This window comes from Phocaeicola massiliensis B84634 = Timone 84634 = DSM 17679 = JCM 13223 (assembly GCF_000382445.1).
In the GTDB taxonomy this organism is placed as follows: Bacteria; Bacteroidota; Bacteroidia; order Bacteroidales; family Bacteroidaceae; genus Phocaeicola; species Phocaeicola massiliensis.
The window spans coordinates 1804872-1826898 of record NZ_KB905472.1 but is presented as its reverse complement, the minus strand read 5'-3'; the positions used below and the strand labels follow the sequence as shown (position 1 = coordinate 1826898).

17 protein-coding genes are annotated in these 22027 nt (G+C 41.1%); 15 read left to right on the top strand and 2 right to left on the bottom strand.

Going from position 1 to position 22027, the window contains the following annotated elements:
• Positions 1-981 precede the first annotated feature (981 nt).
• The 15 genes from HMPREF1534_RS11370 to HMPREF1534_RS11440 all read left to right on the top strand — a co-directional run bounded on the left by HMPREF1534_RS11370 (position 982) and on the right by HMPREF1534_RS11440 (position 20083).
• Complete coding sequence (locus HMPREF1534_RS11370; RefSeq protein ID WP_005939298.1) at positions 982-2151, top strand: 6-bladed beta-propeller; 1170 nt, start codon at positions 982-984, stop codon at positions 2149-2151.
• A gap of 98 nt (positions 2152-2249) precedes the next feature.
• Positions 2250-4205, top strand: coding sequence for a DUF3857 domain-containing transglutaminase family protein (locus HMPREF1534_RS11375; RefSeq protein ID WP_005939296.1), 1956 nt, complete (start codon positions 2250-2252; stop codon positions 4203-4205).
• A 6-nt stretch (positions 4206-4211) separates the two neighbouring features.
• A complete protein-coding gene (locus tag HMPREF1534_RS11380; RefSeq protein ID WP_005939293.1) occupies positions 4212-5771 on the top strand; it encodes a DUF3857 domain-containing protein in 1560 nt (519 codons plus the stop codon).
• Positions 5772-6249: 478 nt separating this feature from the next.
• Positions 6250-6747: an RNA polymerase sigma factor gene (locus HMPREF1534_RS11385; protein WP_005939291.1), complete on the top strand. Its 498-nt coding sequence runs from the start codon at positions 6250-6252 to the stop codon at positions 6745-6747.
• On the top strand, positions 6747-7277 hold the full coding sequence (locus tag HMPREF1534_RS11390; protein WP_005939290.1) for a hypothetical protein: 531 nt from the start codon (positions 6747-6749) through the stop codon (positions 7275-7277). The genes HMPREF1534_RS11385 and HMPREF1534_RS11390 overlap by 1 nt, the downstream gene beginning before the upstream one ends.
• A gap of 14 nt (positions 7278-7291) precedes the next feature.
• Entirely contained in the window at positions 7292-7906 is a 615-nt protein-coding gene (locus tag HMPREF1534_RS11395; protein ID WP_005939289.1) for a DUF5024 domain-containing protein, read from the top strand.
• Positions 7907-8093: 187 nt separating this feature from the next.
• Positions 8094-9371: an MFS transporter gene (locus HMPREF1534_RS11400; protein ID WP_005939286.1), complete on the top strand. Its 1278-nt coding sequence runs from the start codon at positions 8094-8096 to the stop codon at positions 9369-9371.
• Between the two features lie 51 nt (positions 9372-9422).
• Complete coding sequence (locus HMPREF1534_RS11405) at positions 9423-9989, top strand: bifunctional nuclease domain-containing protein (protein WP_005939284.1); 567 nt, start codon at positions 9423-9425, stop codon at positions 9987-9989.
• A 4-nt stretch (positions 9990-9993) separates the two neighbouring features.
• Positions 9994-10695 carry a 16S rRNA (uracil(1498)-N(3))-methyltransferase gene (locus HMPREF1534_RS11410; protein WP_005939282.1) on the top strand — a complete coding sequence of 234 codons (702 nt, stop codon included), beginning with the start codon at positions 9994-9996 and terminating at the stop codon, positions 10693-10695.
• A 4-nt stretch (positions 10696-10699) separates the two neighbouring features.
• The gene (locus tag HMPREF1534_RS11415; protein WP_005939280.1) at positions 10700-12235 is read left to right on the top strand and encodes a DUF4836 family protein; all 1536 of its coding nucleotides are present in this window, start codon (positions 10700-10702) and stop codon (positions 12233-12235) included.
• Entirely contained in the window at positions 12232-12876 is a 645-nt protein-coding gene (locus tag HMPREF1534_RS11420) for an ATP-binding cassette domain-containing protein (RefSeq protein WP_005939277.1), read from the top strand. The genes HMPREF1534_RS11415 and HMPREF1534_RS11420 overlap by 4 nt, the downstream gene beginning before the upstream one ends.
• A complete protein-coding gene (locus HMPREF1534_RS11425) occupies positions 12873-14075 on the top strand; it encodes a hypothetical protein (protein WP_005939274.1) in 1203 nt (400 codons plus the stop codon). Before HMPREF1534_RS11420 ends, HMPREF1534_RS11425 begins: the two co-directional genes overlap by 4 nt.
• Positions 14076-14333: 258 nt before the next feature.
• Complete coding sequence (locus HMPREF1534_RS11430; RefSeq protein WP_005939272.1) at positions 14334-17768, top strand: bifunctional proline dehydrogenase/L-glutamate gamma-semialdehyde dehydrogenase; 3435 nt, start codon at positions 14334-14336, stop codon at positions 17766-17768.
• 274 nt (positions 17769-18042) lie between these two features.
• Positions 18043-18405 carry a BlaI/MecI/CopY family transcriptional regulator gene (locus tag HMPREF1534_RS11435; protein WP_005939270.1) on the top strand — a complete coding sequence of 121 codons (363 nt, stop codon included), beginning with the start codon at positions 18043-18045 and terminating at the stop codon, positions 18403-18405.
• 10 nt (positions 18406-18415) lie between these two features.
• Complete coding sequence (locus HMPREF1534_RS11440; protein WP_005939267.1) at positions 18416-20083, top strand: M56 family metallopeptidase; 1668 nt, start codon at positions 18416-18418, stop codon at positions 20081-20083.
• Between the two features lie 56 nt (positions 20084-20139).
• Here HMPREF1534_RS11440 and HMPREF1534_RS11445 read toward each other — a convergent pair whose 3' ends face one another.
• Positions 20140-20913 carry a LytR/AlgR family response regulator transcription factor gene (locus HMPREF1534_RS11445; protein WP_005939265.1) on the bottom strand — a complete coding sequence of 258 codons (774 nt, stop codon included), beginning with the start codon at positions 20911-20913 and terminating at the stop codon, positions 20140-20142.
• On the bottom strand, positions 20906-21934 hold the full coding sequence (locus HMPREF1534_RS11450; RefSeq protein ID WP_018452685.1) for a sensor histidine kinase: 1029 nt from the start codon (positions 21932-21934) through the stop codon (positions 20906-20908). The genes HMPREF1534_RS11445 and HMPREF1534_RS11450 overlap by 8 nt, the downstream gene beginning before the upstream one ends.
• Between the last annotated feature and the right edge of the window lie 93 nt (positions 21935-22027).

Here is a 22027-nt window from a genome sequence, read left to right as displayed (position 1 = left end):
TGTAGCAGACTGTACGGTCCACTGCAATGAATCATACAGTCCGCTGCCGGAGACTGTAGTAATCCGACGGACAAACAGGCATAACCGAAAGGACGAAAACGCTTGGTCCGGCTAATGAAACGGCTTAGGAAACTCGAAAATGCATGCAGGGGTTGAAAACCGGAGCAGACAACATCAGGACAGGTATTTGATTGATATGTTAAATCCCCAAGAATAATGACTGAACTCTTATCATCCACAGGGTTTTCGGACTGTTCCCGGTTCTCTACTGTCCCATTATTTTCAAGAAATGAAATATTATCGTTTTTATTTTTGTAAACCTGATTTTAATGTTTATCTTTGTCATGTCGTTCAGTGTGAACATTGTTTCTTGGAACGATAAAAGCGAATGCATTAAGACCTCATTTTTGTCAAGACTTGGGAGATTGTTTCCATGAATAATAGATGGATGCCCTTGTTTGATGTGGTGTGTGTCTTAAAACTTATGTGAATGCCTGTTCTGGTTTTTAGATAATGGTATTGTGCAATTTGATATATTGATATGTTAATGATATGACGAGCCGAACGTAATGTTCGGAAAAGGACGAAAACAAGTCAGATTGAATGATGCTGTGAAGCATCATTCAATCGCAACTCCAATTTTACCGTGCTCGAATTCCTTATTAATAAGAGGATGGTTCTCACACGGAATCCCCCATGAACAGAAGGTTTCATACTTGTTATGTGTGAAAAAAGATTATATCAGCCAAACTGACGGACAAAATTCTCTCATCGGTATTATTTTATCTTCTCCCTGAAAGGACTTGATCTTTCCGGAAAATCTCTTGAATTTTTTACAACATCTCAGGCTCTTTTTTGAAAAGACTCAGGTTTTTCTGAAAGCACAAATATAGTTCTGAATCATATCAGGGAAATGAAATATTCTTCAATGATTTTTGTGGTTAAGCAATAGGAATATATTAATTTATAAATTCATAAGAAATGAAATATAATAGGTTGTATGCTGCATTTATTTTTGCTTTTTTGGCAGGATGTAGCGGTGACGGACAATATAAAGAGGCACTACTGCCCCAAATTGATGTTAATGAGGAGTATCCCGAGAAGGAAATATTTCTTCAGGATGTGGCTGACATTGAATATATACCATTGGAAACAAATGAGGAAATGTTGTTTCAGGGTACAATAGCTGCCGTTTCCGACAAGGGAATACTTGGCGTGAGCCAACAAGGAGGTAAGTTGTTTTTGTTTGACCGTGACGGCAAGGCGAAAAATCTTATTTGCCGAAAAGGTGACGGTCCCGAAGAATATAATGTCATTCAGCGTGTTGATGTGGATTGGCAACGTGGTGAGGTCTATGTGTTAGGTTCGCCTACTAAAGTATATGTTTATGCATTCGATGGTACTTACAAACAGACATTGGATACAAAAGCTAATATCCGACAAGGGGATATGTTTAACTTTTCGGCCGATAAACTTATTCTGTTTAAGGAAAAGGCCAATGTCGGTAAGGAAGGAGAAATGATCGCATATTGTCCTATCATGTTGTTGGACAAGTCAGGTGGAAACATTGATTCATTACAATATGTAAAGACATGGGATGCCAGCTTATCTATTGTGATAGAGGGTAATGAGAATATGAAAGCATATCTGTGGTGTGAAGTTATGCTGGGGCAAGGTGGGGAAACTTATCTGAATGATATTGCCTCAGATACTATTTATCGGATAAACAAAAAGACAAATGGGTTATTCCCCATATTGTTACGTACTCCTTCTGTCAGAGACTCGGAAGGTGGAAAATATTATTTGCGTTTGGAGGGAGTTACTTCACGTTATTATTTCCTGAAATGCCAGATTTCGTCTCTGGATATGACAGATATGGTTATAAAGGATGATAAGAGTTATTCGTTGGTTTATGATCGGCAGACAGGAGAGATATTCCGCCCCACATTTAGAAACAAAGACTTTCCATCTGAAGAATGGAGTTACACGATACGAAGTAATGGCGAGAAAGATTGTGTCTATCAGACGCTGGAGTCGTTTGCTCTGAAAGAAGCATTGGAAGAAGGACAGTTGGAAGGTTCGTTGAAGACTGTTGCGCAAGGATTGGATGAGGATGATAATCCGGTAATCATGGTTGTCAGATTTCGATAAATAGAGTTTTTGCGTTATCCTTTTTATAAGAAATATCCTGTTTGATTCGAAGTTTTTACTTACATTTGCCGTTATAAAATAAATTGTAAGTGAAAAACATGAGAAAACAACTATCTGTAACATTGGCTTGTTTCCTTCTGGCTTCGGTTAGTGCATCCGCTCAAGGCTGGAAAGCTTATGAAGAGGCTGCTCAAGGAAAGGCTTATGAAAAGTCCGATTGCGTGACTTTGCTGGACAGTACATTAGTGTCTGTCCAACCTACCGGACAGGGCTCTTTTGCCGTATGTAAAGTAATAAAAGTACAAACTCCGAAAGGAGCCGTATCCAATCGGATTATTAAGTATGACTATGACCCGCTCACAGCCCATGCCGAGTTTAAACGGGTGACTGTCTACCGTGCAGACGGAAAAGTGGAGAACCTTGATGTGACAAAGACCTGCGATTATGCTGCTCCTGCACGTGCCATTTATTGGGGGGCGCGTCAGATTATGCTTGAAGTTGGTGCTTTGCAACCCGGCGATATTGTTGATTATGAGATAGCAAAGAAAGGTTTCACTTATGCATTGCTGGCTGCTACACAAGAAGATGATTCCAAATTCATTCCTCCTATGCGTGGACAGTTCTACGATATTGTTCCTTTCTGGAGCAGTCATCCTACAGTGAGAAAAGTCTATAAAGTGGTTGTTCCGATGGAGAAGGAGATGCAGTTCCAGTTCTATCAGGGTGAATGTGCCTCTTCCATGCGTTATGAAGACGGTCGCAAGGCATATACCTTTGCCATGAACGATATGATGCCTTTTGGCAGAGAGCCGAATATGGTAGACCTTTTTGACGCTGCTCCCAAACTGATGATGTCTTCCACTCCCCAATGGCAGGATAAATCATTATGGTTCAATAAGGTGAATGAAGACTATGGCAGTTTTGCTCCATTGCCTGAAGCTCAGAAGAAGGTGGATGAACTTATTAAAGGCAAGAAGACTGAAATGGAAAAGATTGCTGTACTTACCCATTGGGTGGCAGATAATATCCGCTATGCCGGCATCTCGATGGGTAAAGGGGAGGGATATACCTTGCATAATACGAAAATGAATTACACTGACCGATGCGGTGTATGTAAGGATATTGCCGGAACCTTGATTTCATTCCTCCGTATGGCGGGCTTTGAGGCTTATCCCGCAATGACAATGGCTGGAAGCCGTGTAGAAAGTATTCCTGCCGATCACTTTAACCACTGCGTGGCAGTAGTGAAATTGAGTAACGGTACTTATATGCCTCTTGATCCGACTTGGGTGCCTTTCTGTCGTGAATTGTGGAGTAGCGCCGAACAACAACAGAATTACTTGCCGGGTGTTCCCGAAGGTTCGGACCTGTGCCTGACACCTGTTTCCGCTCCCGAAAATCATTATTTCCGCATCAAGGCGGACAATCGTCTGGATGCCGACGGTACCTTGCGTGGCACTTTCACTGTGACTGCCGAAGGACAGAGCGACAGCAATATCCGTCGTATATTCACTACCGGTTTTCAGAGTGAATGGAAGAATACGATGGAACGTCAGTTGCTTGCCGTTTCTCCGAAAGCCCGGTTGCTCAGTGTGGATTATGGACGGAATCCCAAAGATTATCAATCAGCTCCTATAAAAATAACTTTTCGTTATGAAATTCCGGATTATGCTCTGAAAGGAAAAGATATGTTGTGTTTCCATCCGATGGTGATGAACAATCTTTATAACCAGGTGCGTTCGTATCTGCGAATAGATACCGGAGTAAAAGAACGTAAATATGGTTTTAAAGATGCTTGTTCACGGCTGGTGGAATTAGACGAAACGATTCAGCTTCCTGCCGGATATAAGATGGCAAATTCAGATAGAAACGACAATGTGGAAGGTTGCAGTGCTGATTTTGAAGGCTCGTTGGCACAAAAAGGAAATAAGATATTCCTGTACAACAAGCTTGCTTTGAAGAAACGGGTTTATGAGGCTTCGGATTGGGACAATTATCGTGATGCTGTGAATGCTCATAAGACATATGGAGATTATTTAGTGATTAAAAAGTAAGGCAGAATGAAGAAAAGATATTATTATATATGTATGTTGTCTGTACTATTATTGATGTTAGTGCTTCCAACAAAAGCTGCTTCCGAAGCAGAATTCGGTAAGCTGGTCAAATCTTACACGCTTCGTACGGATGGCAGTCAGGAGATGCGTGTACAGAAAGAATTGACTTTGTTTACTCATGCAGCTATGAATGGTCTGTATGGAGAGAGTTTTATCATTTACAATCCTGCTTATCAGGAACTGAAGATACATGAATCGTATACTCGTCAGAAAGATGGAAGTATAGTAAAGACTCCCGATAATGCTTTTGTAGAGGTACTTCCCTCGGCTGCTGCCGATGCTCCGGCTTACAATGGTTTGAAAGAGATGGTTGTGGTGCATACCGGACTTGAATTGGGGGCCACTATCTATTTGGATTATTCTGTTATCACTCGTCCGGGTTACCTTCCCGAATTGGATATCTGTGAGTCGGTAGAGGAGTTGTCTCCGATAAAAGAATATGTACTTTCACTGTCTGTACCCGACAATAAACCTTTGCATTACGAATTGTTGAACGGTAAAATGACTCCTGTTGTGAAAACTGTTGCCGGTATGAAAACTGTAACCTGGACACTCAAAAATGTTCAACCTCGTCCTCGTATGCTGGAAGTCTCTGTTCCGGCGGGAAATATGCAGGCTGTTGTAGCTTCTACTTATGGTTCGAAAGCCAATGCTTTGAAAGTACTCAAAAAGCAGTTTCCGGTTGCCGATGATAAAGTAGTGGCTGAGTTAGCTCAAAAACTGACAGCAGATGCAAAGACTACCGATGAAAAAGTGCACCGATTGGAAACTTATATCCGTAGCTTGGGTACTTGTCGTTTGTCATTGCTTCAAACAGGGTATCGTTTGCGTCCCGCATCGGAAGTGATTCGTTCGGCGTATGGAACAATAGAGGAAAAAAGTGTGTTGCAGGCTGCGTTGCAACAAGCAGCAGGTATTCCGACAGAAGTGAAAGCGGCATTTTTAAAAGCAACCGATGAGGATGCTGTGGGATTGTCTGCTCTGAATGGCTTGTTTGTAGAAAATCAGGCAATAGCAGATTTGAGAGATTTCTATGCCATTGTGAACATGGATGCACATCCTGTGCAACCGGCAGTCAAGCCGCATGCTATTTCAAGGACAGATACGTTGAAAATAACTCCTGAAGGAGGTAAGGTTTTGGCGGGCGGTTATCGAATGTATACGTTGCCGCAAGCATCTGAAGGGTGGGCTGCTTACGAAGGGCGGATGACTACGCTTAATTCGCAGCGTCCTGTGAATCTTCTTCTTTCTTATCTGCCTGACGAGACATATACCTGTATTGTAGAAACAACAGGCGGAATGGTTCCTGTAGCCCTTCCGGTCGTTAAAAAGATTGATAATAATATCGGTACGGTAGAAGTGGCGGTGAAGAAAACCGGAGATAAGATAGAAATATTTCGATCTCTGAAGTTGAAAAAACAATTGATTACTCCGACAGAATATCCGATTTATTATCGCTTGATGACGGAATGGATGGATACTGCCGCTACGACTTTATTATTTTGAAGTTTGGAAACTTATTTTCCGTGGAGATAGATTCAGGTATGTATCCTGAAATGCAGGAGTTTCGTAAGCGTGAAGATTAATTAAAGAAAAAGAGAAATGCGAATATTCAGGATTCGGTCCCGGATATTCGCGTTTTTTATTCTTTTTCCACTGATTTATTCGGGATACAAAAGGAATTTGATGAACCATTCTTTCGAGTAAAAAACACGTTAGGGAGTGTTTCAAAACCAAACCGGGCTATCCTATCGTCAGTTGTAGGGGCAGGGTTTGTCTGCCCGAAGACTCAAAGCAAACTGTTTTCGGGCGAGCAAGCTCGCCTCTACGAGCTAAACGACAGCATTATCCACGTTTTGACACAACCCCGTGTAAAAGCGTGCTCTCTGACGCGGAATGAAACTCCCCAAAAAAGTTCACTGAACCTAAAAAAAAGATGTCTTTGATGTAACATTTACGGTGTGTCTGTGTCTTAATAGTGAACATGGAACAAAATGAATTTGAAATAGAGGCAAAACGAATGCGACCGGCCTTACTCAGAATGGCCACTCGTTATCTGGAAGATTCCGACGATGCAGAAGATGTAGTACAGGATGTGCTATTGAAGCTTTGGTTTCTGCGTGGAAAGTTGGACAAATACCGCAGCGTAGATGCACTTGCCATTGTTATAACCAAGCATTTATGCATTAACTGCATAAGGGGAGCCCGGATAGAAAAAGTGGAATTGGAAGAAGGTGTCCGTATAGGCAGTGGGGATAATCCGGAAATGAAGTTGGTGGCAGAAGAGAATATGCAAGAGATTCTTGATTCTATATCTACTTTACCCAATCTTCAGCAAGCCATTCTCAGGATGAAGCACATTGAAGGTTTCGAAGTGGAAGAGATAGCCCGAATGACAGGCAGTACACCGGTAGCTGTGCGAACTAATCTGTCGCGGGCAAGAAAGAAAGTACGTGAACAATTTATGATACATAATAGATGATGGAACTGACGAATAAGAACATAGAAGAATACATCAATCGTTTCTTGGATGGTGAAACGACCAATGCCGAAGAACAGGCCATTTATCGTTTTTTCTGCACAGGCAATGTGCCCGCTCACCTGAAAGAATATGCGCCGATGTTTGCCTGGTATGAGGGAGGTATGCAGGGGGAACCTAAGCCACAAGCTATGGAAGATACAAAAGTAGAAAAGAGAAAAACCTTCAGTCTTCGTATTCCCGTAACGGCATGGAGTGCAGGGATTGCAGCGATGGTAGTAGTTACATTGGGGCTGGGGTTACTGGTTTTCTCAGGACAAAATCTAGCAAAAAATCATAAGTGGTCTTGCTATGATGGTAGTTATATAGAAGTGAATGGCAAACGCATAACCGATGTGAAAAAGATTATGCCGTGTATTATCGAAACATTGGAATATGCCAATGAGGTAGAACAATTGGCACGGCAACGGATAGATGAAATTCATCGTTCGGAACAGGAAATAAAGGAAAAGGAAGATTTGGTCAATAACTAAAATATTAGATAGATATGAAAAAGAAAACATTGTTGAGATTGGTCATGGTCTGTTTATTGTTGGGCTGTGGCGTGAGTGGAATAAAAGCGCAAATAACAATCGATAAGATGGCAAATGAACTTGAAAAAAGGGATGATGTGGCTATCAATTCAGTGACCAAGCGGGATCCTAAAACACGCAAGGTAATAAAGGTGGTAAAAACTTATTCTGTCAAAGACACTAAATTGGGTAAGCGCCTTATCGATGCTTTTGAGAAGGATGAAGAATATGCTGAAACAGCCATAAAGGATATGCCCAAAGGACGAAATGCAGGACAAAAGGCTAATTTTACTTTTATCTTTCGTACTGATGATGAAAAACGTACTTATACATTGACGACGAATGAAAGTGGCAATGTGTCGTTTACCATTATTATCAGTCCATTGAAGAATGGTAGGGAGGTAACCGGTGTGGATTGGATAATTGAGAATACCAATCAGCAGTTTTGTCAGACCACTACCACTATTGATAAGAACGGAGATGTATACCTGAATGGAAAACGGGTGACAGGTATCAGGAAGGCTAAAAACGTACAAATCAATAATGGTAGAGTGTACGTTGATGGTAAACTGGTGAAAGATAATGATTAAGTATAAAGTGTTTTCATAATAACACACTCTCTCTTTGAGATTAGAATTAACTTTTTAATCGTGTTTATACCCATCGGTTATTGTGAAATAGCCGGTGGGTTTTTCTTTTTTGGTCCATTTTCCGCAAAAAATAGAATAGTTTTATATCTTTGCAGGTATTATAAAAAAACACACATTAAAAAGAAAGATGAAAAACGAAATCACCGGAACGAAATTCAGATTGATTGTCATGAATTTCTTGCAGTTTGCTGTATGGGGCGCATATCTGACTTCTATGGGTACTTATCTATATAACATTGGGTTGGGTGAAAAAATCGGTCTGTTTTATGCTATGCAAGGCATTGTGTCATTATTTATGCCGGCTGTTATGGGAATCATTGCCGACCGTTGGGTACCTGCTCAAAAGCTTTTGGGATTCTGCCATTTTATGGGAGCTGTCTTTATGATTGCTGCCGGTTATTATGGAATGGCATCGGGAGATAATACGGAGTTTGTGTCCCTTTTTACTCTGTACTCTTTCAGTGTGGCATTTTATATGCCTACACTGGCACTCTCTAATTCTGTGGCATATACAGCATTGGATAAAGTGAAACTGGATCCGGTGATTGCATTCCCACCCATTCGTATTTTTGGTACAATTGGCTTTATCTGTTCTATGTTGCTCACAGATGTACTGGGCTTTCAAGCCAATTATATGCAGTTCTTTTCGTGCGCTTGTTTCGGGTTATTGCTGGCAGTTTATTCATTTACATTGCCGAACTGTCCTGTGAATAAAGGAAATGAAAAGAAGTCGTTGGTAGATGCGATGGGACTACGTGCTTTTTTACTATTCAAACGTAAAAAAATGGCTATATTTTTCGTGTTCTCTATGTTGTTGGGTGTTTCTTTGCAGATAACCAACGGATTTGCCAATCCCTTCCTTAGTAGTTTCGATAAGATTCCCGAATATGCGAATACCTTTGGCGTGCAGCATGCCAATGCATTGATATCTTTGTCACAGGTTTCGGAAACGTTGTGTATTCTGCTTATTCCTTTTGCGTTGAAGCATTTTGGAATTAAGCGTGTAATGTTAATTGCTATGCTGGCATGGGTATTGCGTTTCGGATTATTCGGACTAGGCAATCCGGGATCGGGAGTATGGATGTTCGTTTTATCTATGATTGTATATGGCGTGGCATTCGATTTCTTCAACATTTCAGGCTCGCTCTTTGTTAATAAAGAAACAGATTTGGCTATCCGTTCCAGTGCACAAGGATTGTTCGTTATTATGACAAATGGTATCGGTGCAACAGTAGGAACACTGAGTGCTCAGATGGTAGTGAATCATTTTGTAGATTTCGGCAGTGACGCACCACAGGTAGCCGGATGGAGCAGTGCATGGTTTGTATTTGCGGGATACGCTTTGGTAGTGGCTGTGCTGTTTGCTCTAATATTCAGGTATAAGCACACTCCCGAAGAAATATGATTAAATAATAAGTAGGTATTGTCCGTATCGGGCATATAATGAGATTGGATTATGGATGAAATAGAGTTGAAGTTGCATGACATGTCTTCTACCTTGCAGCCTGTAGATGCGTATGCATTAGTGCTGGAAGAAGTGAATGGCAATAGAAAATTGCCTGTCATTATCGGTTCTCTAGAGGCGAAGGCTATTAGAATTAAGATGTTGAATTATAAATTGCCACGTCCGTGGACGCATGATTTATTCTTGTCACTGACGAGGGAGTTGGGAGTAACTCTGAAAAAGATTTTAATATATAAGGTAGAAGATGGAATTTACTATTCTTATCTTTTCTTCGATAATGCAGGAGAGGAGATAAAGATTGATTCGCGTACCTCGGATGCAGTGGCATTGGCGTTGCGATATAAATGCCCTATATATACCACTGCACAAATTATGGATGAAGAGCATTTGCGGGAAGAGAGTGACAGTTCATTCTCTGTAACTGTCAATATGGTTGGCATTTCTGTATTGAAAGAAGCGCTGACAAAAGCTATCGCAGAAGAAAATTATGAACAGGCCTCTCGCTTGAGAGATGAAATAAGGCGGCGTGAGGAGCTGAAGAAACAATATAAAGAATAGAATTATGCACGTATTTTATGCACCCGACATAGCCATAAATCCTGAGCTTCCTGAAGAGGAAGCCGGGCATTGTTTGCGAGTTTTGCGTCTATCGATAGGAGACGAAGTGACATTGACTGACGGAATAGGAAATTTTTATAAGGCTGTAATTAGTGCAACCGGTGGTAAACGTTGTCAAGTGAAAGTAACAGAAACCATACCACAGGAAAAAGGGTGGAATGGTTATCTGCATGTGGCCATGGCACCAACTAAAAATATGGATCGCACCGAATGGTTTGTGGAAAAAGCAACCGAAATAGGATTTGACGAACTGACCTTCCTTAACTGTCGTTATTCCGAACGGAAAGTTATTAAAACAGAACGTATAGAAAAGATATTGGTCTCTGCTGTCAAACAATCACTAAAGGCGACCAAACCTGTCTTGAACGAGATGACAGATTTCAATAAATTTATTACTCGTGATTTTGAAGGACAGAAGTTTATAGCTCATTGTTATGAGGGTGATAAACCTTTGTTGAAAGATGTGATTTGTCCGGGTGAAGATGCTCTTGTCTTAATCGGACCCGAAGGAGATTTCAGCGAGGAAGAAGTCAAGAAAGCTATAGCTAATGGATTTCAGTCAATTAGTTTGGGAAAATCGCGTCTTCGTACTGAGACCGCAGCACTGGTGGCTTGTCATACCATGAATTTATTAAACCAAAAATAAGCGTATGAGAAAAACAATTTGGGGATTTGCCCTGCTGGTAATAATGGCATTCCTGGCTTCATGCTCAGAGAGCAGTGAATATACGAATGCTATTCCCAAAGATGCGGCAATGGTGGTGTCATTGGATTTTAAGTCGATGGCACAAAAAAGTGGTATCAATGGTAAAGAAGGAGAGTCGGTAGTAACAAAACTGACGGATGTCTTGAAAAGTGGACTGGAAGGCGAAGCTTATGCTACAGCCGAGAAGATAGTGAAGAATCCTGCCGAAACAGGGCTTTCACTAACAGATAGAGTGTATTTGTTTGTTACTTCTAATTCCAATACTTTTGCAGTTGTGGCAAAGGTATCGAGTGAAAGTAAGGTGAGATCTCTGATGCAATCTTTAAAGGAGCAGGGATTATGTTCGGACTTGAAAAGCGAAAGCGGGTGTACTTGGACTATTTTGGGCAATGGTTTGTGTGCCTATAATAATGGTACATTTCTGTTGGTAGGAACTCTTTACGGTAATCCTGAGGGGATGAAAGATACATTGTTGGCGTGGATGCGTCAGGATACAGCAAACAGTTATGCTTCTACTTCGGATTTTGCAAAACTAAGAGACGCCAAAGGTGATATTAATATAGTTGCCAATATGTCTGTGTTACCACGTGAGGCAACCATGCAAATGCGTATGGGGATGCCGGCCGATTTAAGGCTGGAAGATATTAAATGTTTGCTTTCTACTACGTTTGAGAAGGGAAAAGTTGTGGTAGATTTTGAATCGTTGATTGAGAATAAAGAATTGATTGCGTTGTATGAGAAGCAGACACAAACTTCTACGCTGTTGAAAGGAACATATATGGAATATTTTCCGGCAAATACACTACTATGGGCAAGTGCCAATTTTAATGGTGAGGCAATTTATAACTTACTTTGTGAAAATCCTACCATCAAACAATCATTGGATAATCCGATGTTACCAATAGATCTGAAAACCATATTTTCTGCCATTCACGGTGATATAGCTATTGGTTTTAGTTCGTTGGTAAATAATGATTTACTGGTGTATGCAGATGTTACGAATAAGGAGTTCTTGAAAGCATTTGAAGAGCTTCGTCCCTTGTTGGCATTGTCGGGTGGTCAAATGAAGTTGAATTCTACCGGTACAGACCAATATGAATTCCGTATGTATGACCAAAGCATTTGGTTCGGAGTAAAAGATAATTTGTTTTATTTATCCAACAATGAGCAAATGGCTGATGAAGCGGGCCGACGTTATGGTGTTTCTTTGCAGAACACTCCTTGGGCGGCTGAAGTGACCAAGAACCGTAGTTTCATGGTTTTCAATACAGTGGAATTGGTGAAGGAGCTTGGTGCTGCTCCTCGTATTTCGCGGATATTGGGAGGAGAGACTGTCATGATTATGAATAATCTCTTCGGACCGTGTGAATACGTTGATGTGATGGCGCCCGATTGGAAGAACGGACAAATGAATATTGTAATGAAAGATAAGAGTACAAACGTACTGCAACTTATAGTACATGCATTGGATAATTTATGAATAGCATAGAATTACAACAAACCCTTCCTGCTGTTTTTGCAGGAAGGGATTTTATTGTTTCCGATGTGTGGCATCAGTCATTGCAACTGAAACGTGGTGAAGCGTATCTGATAGAAGCGGCATCGGGCACGGGCAAGTCATCACTTTGCAGCTACATATATGGATATCGAAACGACTATCAGGGGATTGTCAGTTTTGACGGTAAGAATATTCGTAATTTCTCTGTAACTGACTGGGTGGAGATTCGCAAGCATTCGATTAGCATGTTGTTTCAGGAATTACGTCTTTTCACTGAACTCACAGCTTGGGAGAATATTCAACTCAAGAATTCTCTCACAGGATATAAATCAAAGCAAGAAATTAAGGCTTGGCTTGAGATGTTTGGCATAGCTGATAAATGGGATACTCCGGTGGGTAAAATGTCTTTTGGGCAACAACAGCGTGTCGCGCTTGTCCGTGCTCTTTGCCAACCATTCGACTTTATTTTTCTTGATGAGCCTATCAGTCACTTGGATGAAGAAAACGGACGTCTTATGTCGAAGATATTAGTGGAAGAGACAGATAAACAAGGTGCCGGAATCATTGTAACTTCTATTGGAAAACATTTGGAGTTGAACTACACAAAAATATTGAGACTATGAGCTTGGTTTGGAAATTACTGCGTCAGCATATCAGTTTACCTCAATTGGCAGGTTTCTTCTTTGCCAATTTGTGTGGTATGGTGATTGTGTTGTTGAGTGTTCAGTTTTATAAAGATATTTTGCCGGTATTTACGGAAGGAGATAGTTTTATCAAAAAGGATTATATCATTGTCAGTAAAAAGGTAAGTACGCTAGGGGCATTTGTAGGAAAAAGCAATACTTTTTCGGATAAGGATATAGCTGATATTAAGGCACAGTCGTTTACCAAAGAGGTAGGAGCCTTTACTCCTTCACAGTTCAAAGTATCGGCGGGAATGGGTATGGAAAAAGTCGGTTTGCAGATGTCTACGGATATGTTTTTCGAATCTGTTCCTGATGGGTTTGTAGATGTGAATCTTGATAAGTGGGTGTTTAATGAGAACGAGCCAGTGATTCCCATTATCATTCCACGTAATTATTTGAATTTATATAATTTCGGATTTGCTCAAAGCCGTAGCTTGCCACAACTTTCGGAAGGGGTGATGGGAATGGTAAATCTTGATATCCGTATTAGCGGTGACGGGCGCAGAGAAGTCTTTAAAGGAAATATTGTCGGTTTCTCCAATCGTCTGAATACGATTCTTGTTCCTGAAACTTTTATGAGATGGGCGAATGAGAGCTTTGCACCCGGAACCAAGAGCGAACCTTCACGTCTTATTGTAGAAGTTAATAATCCGACTGACGACCGTATTGCTAAATATTTTAAGGATAAAGGCTATGATACGGAAGGTGATAAATTGGATGCCGGAAAGACTACTTGGTTTCTAAAAGTTATTGTAGGGATTGTACTTTCTGTCGGATTGCTTATCAGTGTATTGTCATTTTATATTCTAATGTTGAGTATCTATCTGTTGTTGCAGAAGAATACGACTAAGCTGGAGAATTTATTGCTGATAGGATACAGCCCGGCTAAGGTAGCATTGTTTTATCAACTCCTTACTTTAGGCTTGAATGCCATTGTGCTGGTGCTTTCTATAAGTATCGTATTGTATGTGCGTGGAAGCTACATGGAATGGATTGGAAAACTGTTTCCACAGTTGGACGAAGGAAGTGTGTGGCAGGCAATGCTGGTGGGAGTTTTGCTGTTTGCCGGTGTGTCGGTGTTCAATGTGATTGCAGTGCGAAAAAAGGTCGCTTCTATTTGGATGCATAAAAGTTAAGAAGAAAGGGAGAAGATAATTTCTCCCTTTTCTCTTTGATAATAAAAGAATTAGTGTATATTTGCATTTGAGCAGTTACACATTCTAAGCAAGTTAATTATGGACAGAGAACTTCTTTTTGACCGGTTTTCTCAGCAAGCACTTCATACCTTGCACCGGTATCGTGCTGTTATGTTTAGTCCAACCATTTTGGTGTTTCAGCTATTTCGGTGATTTTTTAATCCTTATTTCTTACACACATTATAACATGAGTATATTATGGACAACAGACCGACTATCGCTGAAGTACAGGAATGGGTACTGAGGTTGTATAACACATGTGAACAAACCATCACAGATGAAGAACGTAAAGAGCAGCATAAATATGCTATTATGGTGCAACGTCCGCAAGACAAGAAGTTTTTGGTGAAGATGTTGGATGAGTCTTCCCAAATTCGTGACCGTAAGAAATTGGCTGAGCGCATTAAGAAGTTGATAGACCGTTACGGTGTACCTGAGTTTCTTAATAAGCGTGATGCCTTCCTTTTTAAAATGTATCAGGCATTTGGATATCATTTTGATTTTATAGCTATTCCCATTATAAAGAAACGTCTCCGTTCCGATACCTCTAAGGTGATTCTTGATGAGGCCCGTCCTCAATTGACGGAACATCTTGCCACTCGTTTCAGACAGAAAATCGGGCAGAACGTAAACTTGCTGGGGGAGGTCGTATTGGGTAACGGAGAAGCTGACCATCGTTATCATCATTATCTGGAAGCATTGGAAGCTCCTGACATCAATTATATTTCCGTTAAAATTTCGGGTATCTATGCCCAAACGCATGCACTGAACTATGCTGAAAGTTTTCCGGAGCTGGTGAAACGTATGTCTGCTCTTTACCAAAAGGCGATGGATTATCCTTATGTGGATGAAAACGGAGTGAAACGTGCCAAGTTTGTCAATCTGGACATGGAGGAATATAAAGATGCCCATTTCACTTTGCGCTTATTTAAGGAGGTACTGAATAAGCCGGAATTTAAAAATTATTCGGCAGGTATTGTAGTTCAAGCCTATCTGCCTGATGCCTATGAGTTTCAAACAGAATTGTTGGATTTTGCCAGAGAACGCGTGGCAAGAGGTGGAGCTCCGGTAAAAATGCGTTTGGTGAAAGGTTGCAATTTGGAGATGGAAACTGTGATTTCCTCTTTGCGTGGATGGCCTAATCCGGTGCGAACTTCTAAAACTGAAGTTGATGCCAATTATCTTCATATTTTGGAACGTGCTTTACAGCCCGGGAATGCTAAAGTATTGCATGTAGGGGTGGCTTCTCACAATCTGTTTACAATAGCTTATGCTTATTTACTGAGTCAGAAATTGGGTAGTGCCGAATATATGACTTTTGAGATGCTGGAGGGTATGGCAGACCATGTGTGGCGTGCACAGTCTCAGCTTGGCAATCATGTGATTCTTTATGCTCCGGTGGTAAAAGACGAGCATTTTCTCAATGCTGTTTCCTATTTGGTGCGGCGTATGGACGAAAATACGGCTCCCGACAATTTCCTTACTCACTCGTTTAACTTGAAGCCCGGTACCGATACTTGGCGTTTCTTGCAGAACCAGTTTGAAGAAGCCTATCGGATGAAGGATAGTATTACCCATATTCCGACACGGACACAGAATCGTATGCACCGTTATACTCCTGTTCCACCCACTGATGAGATGAGAAACGAGCCGGATACCGACTTTGATCTCGTCAAAAATCAGGAATGGGTGCGCGGTATCTTTGCCGGATGGAAAAAATCCATATTGGATTCTCCTCGGATTATTCCTTTGCAGGTAGGCAAAGAGATGGTGATTTGTGATAAACGTCATCGCTATATGGATCGTTGTCAAGATGATGAGGTATGCGTTTGTGAAATGTCTCAGGCAAATGTGGAACAGATAAGTCGAATCATTGAGATAGCCGGGAGTGACCCTGCAGGATGGAGAAAGACTACGCTTGAGGAGCGTCATAAGATAATGTATGAAGCGGCTAATCGGTTGGGTGAAATGCGAGGTGACTTGATAGGTTGTATGTGTGCTATTACCGGGAAGACGGTAGTGGAGGGGGATGTGGAAGTTTCGGAAGGAATTGATTATGCCCGTTTCTATACCACTAGTATGAAGCTGTTCGCTGATTTGCCTGATGTGGATATTACACCGGAAGGTACTGTATTGGTTATCTCTCCGTGGAATTTTCCTTGTGCCATTCCTATTGGCGGAATTGTAGCGGCTCTTGCCGGAGGGAATACTGTTATTCTGAAGCCGGCAACTGTTGCTGCTCCTGTGGCGTGGTTGTTTGCCCAAGCTTTTTGGGATGCAGGAGTTCCTAAAGAGGCTTTGCAAGTGATTATTACTGATCGTGATGCATTGAAGGTACTCACTTCTGCTCCTGCTATCAAACATATCATTTTGACAGGCGGTACAGACACAGCACAAAACATCGCTCGCAGTAATCCTTCTACTCCGTTGTCTGCAGAGACAGGGGGCAAGAACGCTATAATTCTGACAGCTTCCGGAGATCGTGACCATGCCATTATGAATGTCGTAGCTTCTGCTTTCGGCAATGCCGGACAAAAGTGTTCCGCTTGCTCGTTATTACTGGTGGAGCGTTCGGTATATGAGGATAAGAATTTTAGGGAAAAGCTGAAGGATGCCGCAACCAGCATGAAGGTGGGAAGTGTATGGAATCCCGGTAATGTTGTTGGTCCGATGATTACTAATGGAAATGACAAATTGCTGAAAGCATTGGAGTTGGAACAAGGAGAATCTTGGCTTGTTCCGCCTCAGTTCCTTGATAAGAATAAGTATGTCTTGGCCCCAACAGTGAAGTGGGGAGTGAGACCGGGAAGTTATTCTTTCCGAACGGAGTTGTTCGGTCCCATGCTTAGTGTGGTTTGCATAGAGAACTTACAGCAAGGTATTGAACTGGTTAATAGCTTGGACTATGGACTGACTTCCGGTTTGCAGAGTTTGGATGAAGAAGAACAACGGTTATGGAAGAACTCTATTATGGCGGGTAATTTATATATCAATCGTGGTATAACAGGAGCTATAGTAAATCGTCAGCCTTTTGGCGGTATGAAACTTTCCGCATTTGGTGGTGGTGTGAAAGCCGGAGGTCCCAATTATTGTGCTTGCTTTGTGAAGATTTCCGATAAGCCCGGAAGTACCACAGATTATAAACAGAGTTATCCGAAGGCATACGAACAGGAATTTGCTCATGCACGTGATATTAATAATCTGTATGGTGAGCAAAACGTTTTTCGTTACTTGCCATTGCGTAATATGGTACTCCGTCTTTTCCCGGGTGATACTAATGAAGATGCGCAGATGATTGCATTTGCAGCTAAGATTTGTCATACCCCTCTGACTATTAGTTTTGAGCCTGGCGATGACCGTATGACAGCATTGGCTTCTCTTGGTTGTTCTTTGAAGAAAGAATCTTTGCAAGAGTTCTTGAAGAGTATGCTAGAGTATGAACGTATTCGTACTTGTGGGGTGGATATTCCGATGGAGATGTATGAGGAGGCAGCTCGTACTGATAAATATATTGCAACAGCCAAACCTGTGAAGAATGGTCGTGTGGAACTTATTCATTATATTAAGGAGCAGAGTATTTCATTTGAGTATCACCGTTATGGTAGTATTTTAGAGATTCCGCCGGTGGAATAATTGTTATAATGGTTTTACCTTGTTTCCATAGAGGTTTGCCTTAGTTAGATATAGTATAGAGTTTGGAACATTCATCATCGGGTGGATGTTCCTTTTTTATATTCTGATAGGTGCATAGACAAGATACATAAAGTCTTTCTTATTGTTAATAACGCTATTAAACTAAAATATTATAGTTAATAACTAATAATGGTAGTATTAAAACTAATATTATTAGTTGCTTATTGATTTTAATTAGTTATATTTGCTTCAGAACTTTAAACCACTAGTATTTATGAAACGTTTATCCCCTAAAGAAGAAGAGATTATGCGGATGTTCTGGAGTAAAGGTCCTATGTTTGTCCGTGATTTGCTCGAATTGTATAATGAACCGAAGCCGCATTATAATACTGTGTCCACATTGGTGCGCGGGCTGGAAGAAAAAGGTTTTGTGGGATACAAAGTTTATGGGAATACATATCAGTACCATCCTGTTATAAGCGAGTCTGAATACAAAGGTTCTGCATTAAACGAAGTTGTCTCCCAATTTTATGATAATTCTTATATAAATGTGGTATCTCAATTAATAGAAGAAGAACGGATGCCACTGGATGAATTAAAGGACTTGATAGCCCGAATAGAAAAAGGCAGAAAGTAAGGAGGTGATTATGGGAACTTTTTTGTTTTTCATTCTGAAGAGTAGTGTCTGCTTGTTTCTTTTTACAATTCTATATATCACATTGTTGAAGAACATCACTCATTTTCGTTTTAGCCGTTGGGCTTTCTGGGTGGGGACACTGTTTTGTTGGCTCATCCCTTTGATTCCTGTATCGGTTAGTATTCTCTCACCTATTCAACAATCGGTCATGATGGTAGGGGAGATATTTGAAGAAATGCCATCAGACGGAAAGGTTGCTACCGGATTTCTGGCAGAAAACGGATGGGATGCAAGAGCGGAACATTTACCGTTTCAGCAAGGAAAATCAGAAGGAATATGTGGTCTGTCTTTGTTGACCGTTATAAGCCTCTTTTATACTATGGGAGCTGTCGGTGTATTCTTGTTTTTTGTTTATTCTTTCGGGCGGTTGTGGCATCTTATCCATGGCAAGCCGGTGCAGAGGGAAGGAAGCTTCCGATTAGTGATTCTTCCCGGAAAAGTATGTTCTTTTAGTTGGTGGAAATATATTGTGATGTCTGAAGAAGACTATCGGCAGGATGGTTCACTTATTCTGATACACGAAAAAATGCATTTATCTTACTATCACACATTGGATTTGGGATGGATGCATTGTCTGCTTATTTTTCATTGGTTTAACCCGATGACATGGGTATTGTGGCAGGAGTTGCGTAACTTGCACGAATATGAAGCCGATGAAGGAGTAATTTCTTCAGGTGTAAATATGGTTCAATACCAGTTGTTATTAGTAAAAAAAGCTGTTGGTACAAGGCTCTACTCTATGGCCAATGGCTTCGATCATAGTAAACTTAAAAATCGTATTGGCATGATGCTTAAAAAAAGAAGTAACGGATGGGTACGGCTGCGTATGTTGTTGGCTGTTCCCGTGGCAGCAGGGGTGGTATATGCTTTTGCACAGCCCGAAATGAGTGAAAAACAAGTGTTGTTGCAAATGGAACTTATGACACAGGATGCACTACTTCAGGACTCGATTGCAGAAAGCAAACTGACCGAAGAGATTGCTTCGATGAAACAATTCTTTAAAGAGAAATCGGATGCGTGGTGGAAGCATCATCGTACTCCGGAGGGGCGCTATGTATGGCGTACAACGCAGACGCACAGGCTCTATATGAATGGCAGTAATGAAGTAATGTTCGATACGGTTGTTTATAAAATCTTGACCGATCCCCGTCAAGTGATAGCCGGGCGGCTTCGTTCGGCTCGTGAAGCAGACAGATTGGAAAAGAAAAAGGACGAACCTCGTTTTTTATATATGGTGTATGATGTGAATTCGGATAAGCGACAGGTGCTTGGGATGCTAAAAGAGATAAAATTGGCTTTTGATGATCTGCGTGCGGAATATGTGGCAAAAGGAGCAAGTGATGTGGACGAGGTTTGTCCTTATATGGTCTATGTATACGGTCCGCGGAAATATGGTGTGAATGGTGCCGAGTTGTTGATAGGTGCTGCCGGAACTGAACCGCAAGAAAGAATCCACGATATTACGGGGAATAGGTTGAAATCCTATCAAGGACGATATGGGAAGAATGCTTCGGTTTTACTTCGCGTAGATAATTCAGTAAGCGAGAGAGGGTATATCGAAATGTGCAAAAGGGTTAAACGCTATTTCCCTGCTGCAAAAACCGAGCATGAAAAGTAATGTGACTTGGGGTTGCCCCGAAAAGTTCTGATGGTGCTATGAGGCAACCCCGGCTTTCAGTAGTTTAGCCAAAGTTTGAATGAAGAAAGTTTTTCCTCACTGATGGTGATTTGTGATTTGTAAGGAGGAAGAACACTTATTGCTATTTTGCCGTTAAAATAAGGCTCGGCGTGGTCTATGGAATCAATGCTGATTATGACCTGACGGTTGGCGCGAAAGAATAGTTCAGGGTCTAATTGTTCCATCAGTTTGTTTAGGGACAGGTCGATAATGTGTTCCTGTCCTTTCTTGGTTACAGCAAAGGTTATTTTGTTTTCAGAATAGAAATAGGCTATATCTGTTACCTGGAGAGACCAAAAACGGTCGGCTCCATAAATGAGGAAACGGGTACGGTAACGTCTTTCTTTATGTTGCAGGGTGTCCAATAAAGTATTCAGATATTCTTGGGGGTGGGGTATTCCTTTGTTTTGTAAAGTCTCGTATTTAATGATGGCATCAAGCAGACGTGTTTCATCAATAGGTTTCAGTATATAATCTATGCTGTTTACGGTAAATGCACGTATGGCATATTGGTCATAGGCGGTGGTGAAGATAATGACAGAAGAAGGTTGGACGGTAGAAAGAAAATCGAAAGCGTTACCGTCTGCCAGTTGAATATCAAGAAAGATAAGGTCGGGCTGTGGGTTTTCTTTAAACCAGGATGCAGCTTCATCCACACTGCCCGGTACGATGGTTAGTGTCCACTGAGGGCGCAAACGGGTAATCATGGAATGTAGCAGGCGTGCTGCAGGTATTTCATCTTCTATAATGATTGCGTTTAGTTTATTCATATCCTAAAGGTACTTTTACGGTGAATGAATTGTTTTCTTTGATGACAATGATTTCTTCACCGAGCATTAGTTTGCAGCGGTTGGAAAGATTGTTCAAACCTACTCCCGATGAGGAGTCATTACTTTTTTTAGGTTGGATAGGATTACTTACTATCAGGTAATTATTTTCTATATCGATGTGGATTCGCATAGGCTTACCGGAAGTGATGGAGTTGTGCTTGATGACATTTTCCACCAGCAGTTGCAAAGTCAGGGGTGGAAGCATAGCGTCAGAATAATCATCGGGGACGAGGCATTCACAGCTGATACAGTTTCCCAGTCGCACTTCATGCAGGAAGAGATAGGATTTCATAAAATCCAATTCTTCATTTAAGGGAACTAAGGTTTTATCCTGACTTTGGAGAACATAACGGTAGACGCTGGACAAATGCTTGGTGAAACGGACAGCGTTGCTTGGATTGTATTCTATCTCGGCAATCAGTGTGTTGAGGCTGTTGAATAGAAAGTGCGGATTGAGTTGGTTTTGCAAGGCAGCATAACGGGCTGTGTTGTTTTCCTTTTGCAGTTCGGCAGCCTCCTGTTGCAGTTTCAATGTGTTTTGAATGGAGCGATTGGAGAGAAGTAACCCTACGATTACTAATTCTACCAGCCACACCAAAATGAGGATGCGCCAGCCACCGTTAGGGAAGATAAAGATATTATAGGAACCCACTAAAAGCTTTCCGATAATCAATAAACTGTAATTGAGTAAAAAGAATAGAAGAGTTACAGCTATATAGATAGTGATGATTTTCCAACGTTTGCGAAGGTTCAGTGCGTACTGGTTGTTTAACCATGAACTGAGTCGCAGGGTGGAATAACCGAGGATATTGAAAGCGGAGATAAAAAAGATAAAAGCTCCTTTAGAATAGAGTATATCTGACACCTGAGGGGGTAACTCAGAATAATTAGCCAGCAGGAGATAGGAAAAAACTCCTAATCCGGAAAACAGAAGACCATATAGTACAACATTCCATTTCATGTGAACAAAGCTACAATATTTTACAGAATAATATAGAGTAAAGAGGGATAAAATTAGGAGATGACACCGGAGATACAGATAAACAAAAACATG

Bases quoted from the DNA above. Each gene is read 5' to 3' on its own strand.
- HMPREF1534_RS11375 (WP_005939296.1), top strand. From the start codon at position 2,250: ATGAGAAAACAACTATCTGTAACATTGGCTTGTTTCCTTCTGGCTTCG.
- HMPREF1534_RS11425 (WP_005939274.1), top strand. From the start codon at position 12,873: ATGAGCTTGGTTTGGAAATTACTGCGTCAGCATATCAGTTTACCTCAA.
- HMPREF1534_RS11410 (WP_005939282.1), top strand. From the start codon at position 9,994: ATGCACGTATTTTATGCACCCGACATAGCCATAAATCCTGAGCTTCCT.
- HMPREF1534_RS11395 (WP_005939289.1), top strand. From the start codon at position 7,292: ATGAAAAAGAAAACATTGTTGAGATTGGTCATGGTCTGTTTATTGTTG.
- HMPREF1534_RS11385 (WP_005939291.1), top strand. From the start codon at position 6,250: ATGGAACAAAATGAATTTGAAATAGAGGCAAAACGAATGCGACCGGCC.
- HMPREF1534_RS11390 (WP_005939290.1), top strand. From the start codon at position 6,747: ATGGAACTGACGAATAAGAACATAGAAGAATACATCAATCGTTTCTTG.
- HMPREF1534_RS11420 (WP_005939277.1), top strand. From the start codon at position 12,232: ATGAATAGCATAGAATTACAACAAACCCTTCCTGCTGTTTTTGCAGGA.
- HMPREF1534_RS11380 (WP_005939293.1), top strand. From the start codon at position 4,212: ATGAAGAAAAGATATTATTATATATGTATGTTGTCTGTACTATTATTG.
- HMPREF1534_RS11415 (WP_005939280.1), top strand. From the start codon at position 10,700: ATGAGAAAAACAATTTGGGGATTTGCCCTGCTGGTAATAATGGCATTC.
- HMPREF1534_RS11445 (WP_005939265.1), bottom strand. From the start codon at position 20,913: ATGAATAAACTAAACGCAATCATTATAGAAGATGAAATACCTGCAGCA.
- HMPREF1534_RS11370 (WP_005939298.1), top strand. From the start codon at position 982: ATGAAATATAATAGGTTGTATGCTGCATTTATTTTTGCTTTTTTGGCA.
- HMPREF1534_RS11435 (WP_005939270.1), top strand. From the start codon at position 18,043: ATGAAACGTTTATCCCCTAAAGAAGAAGAGATTATGCGGATGTTCTGG.
- HMPREF1534_RS11450 (WP_018452685.1), bottom strand. From the start codon at position 21,934: ATGAAATGGAATGTTGTACTATATGGTCTTCTGTTTTCCGGATTAGGA.
- HMPREF1534_RS11430 (WP_005939272.1), top strand. From the start codon at position 14,334: ATGGACAACAGACCGACTATCGCTGAAGTACAGGAATGGGTACTGAGG.
- HMPREF1534_RS11440 (WP_005939267.1), top strand. From the start codon at position 18,416: ATGGGAACTTTTTTGTTTTTCATTCTGAAGAGTAGTGTCTGCTTGTTT.
- HMPREF1534_RS11400 (WP_005939286.1), top strand. From the start codon at position 8,094: ATGAAAAACGAAATCACCGGAACGAAATTCAGATTGATTGTCATGAAT.
- HMPREF1534_RS11405 (WP_005939284.1), top strand. From the start codon at position 9,423: ATGGATGAAATAGAGTTGAAGTTGCATGACATGTCTTCTACCTTGCAG.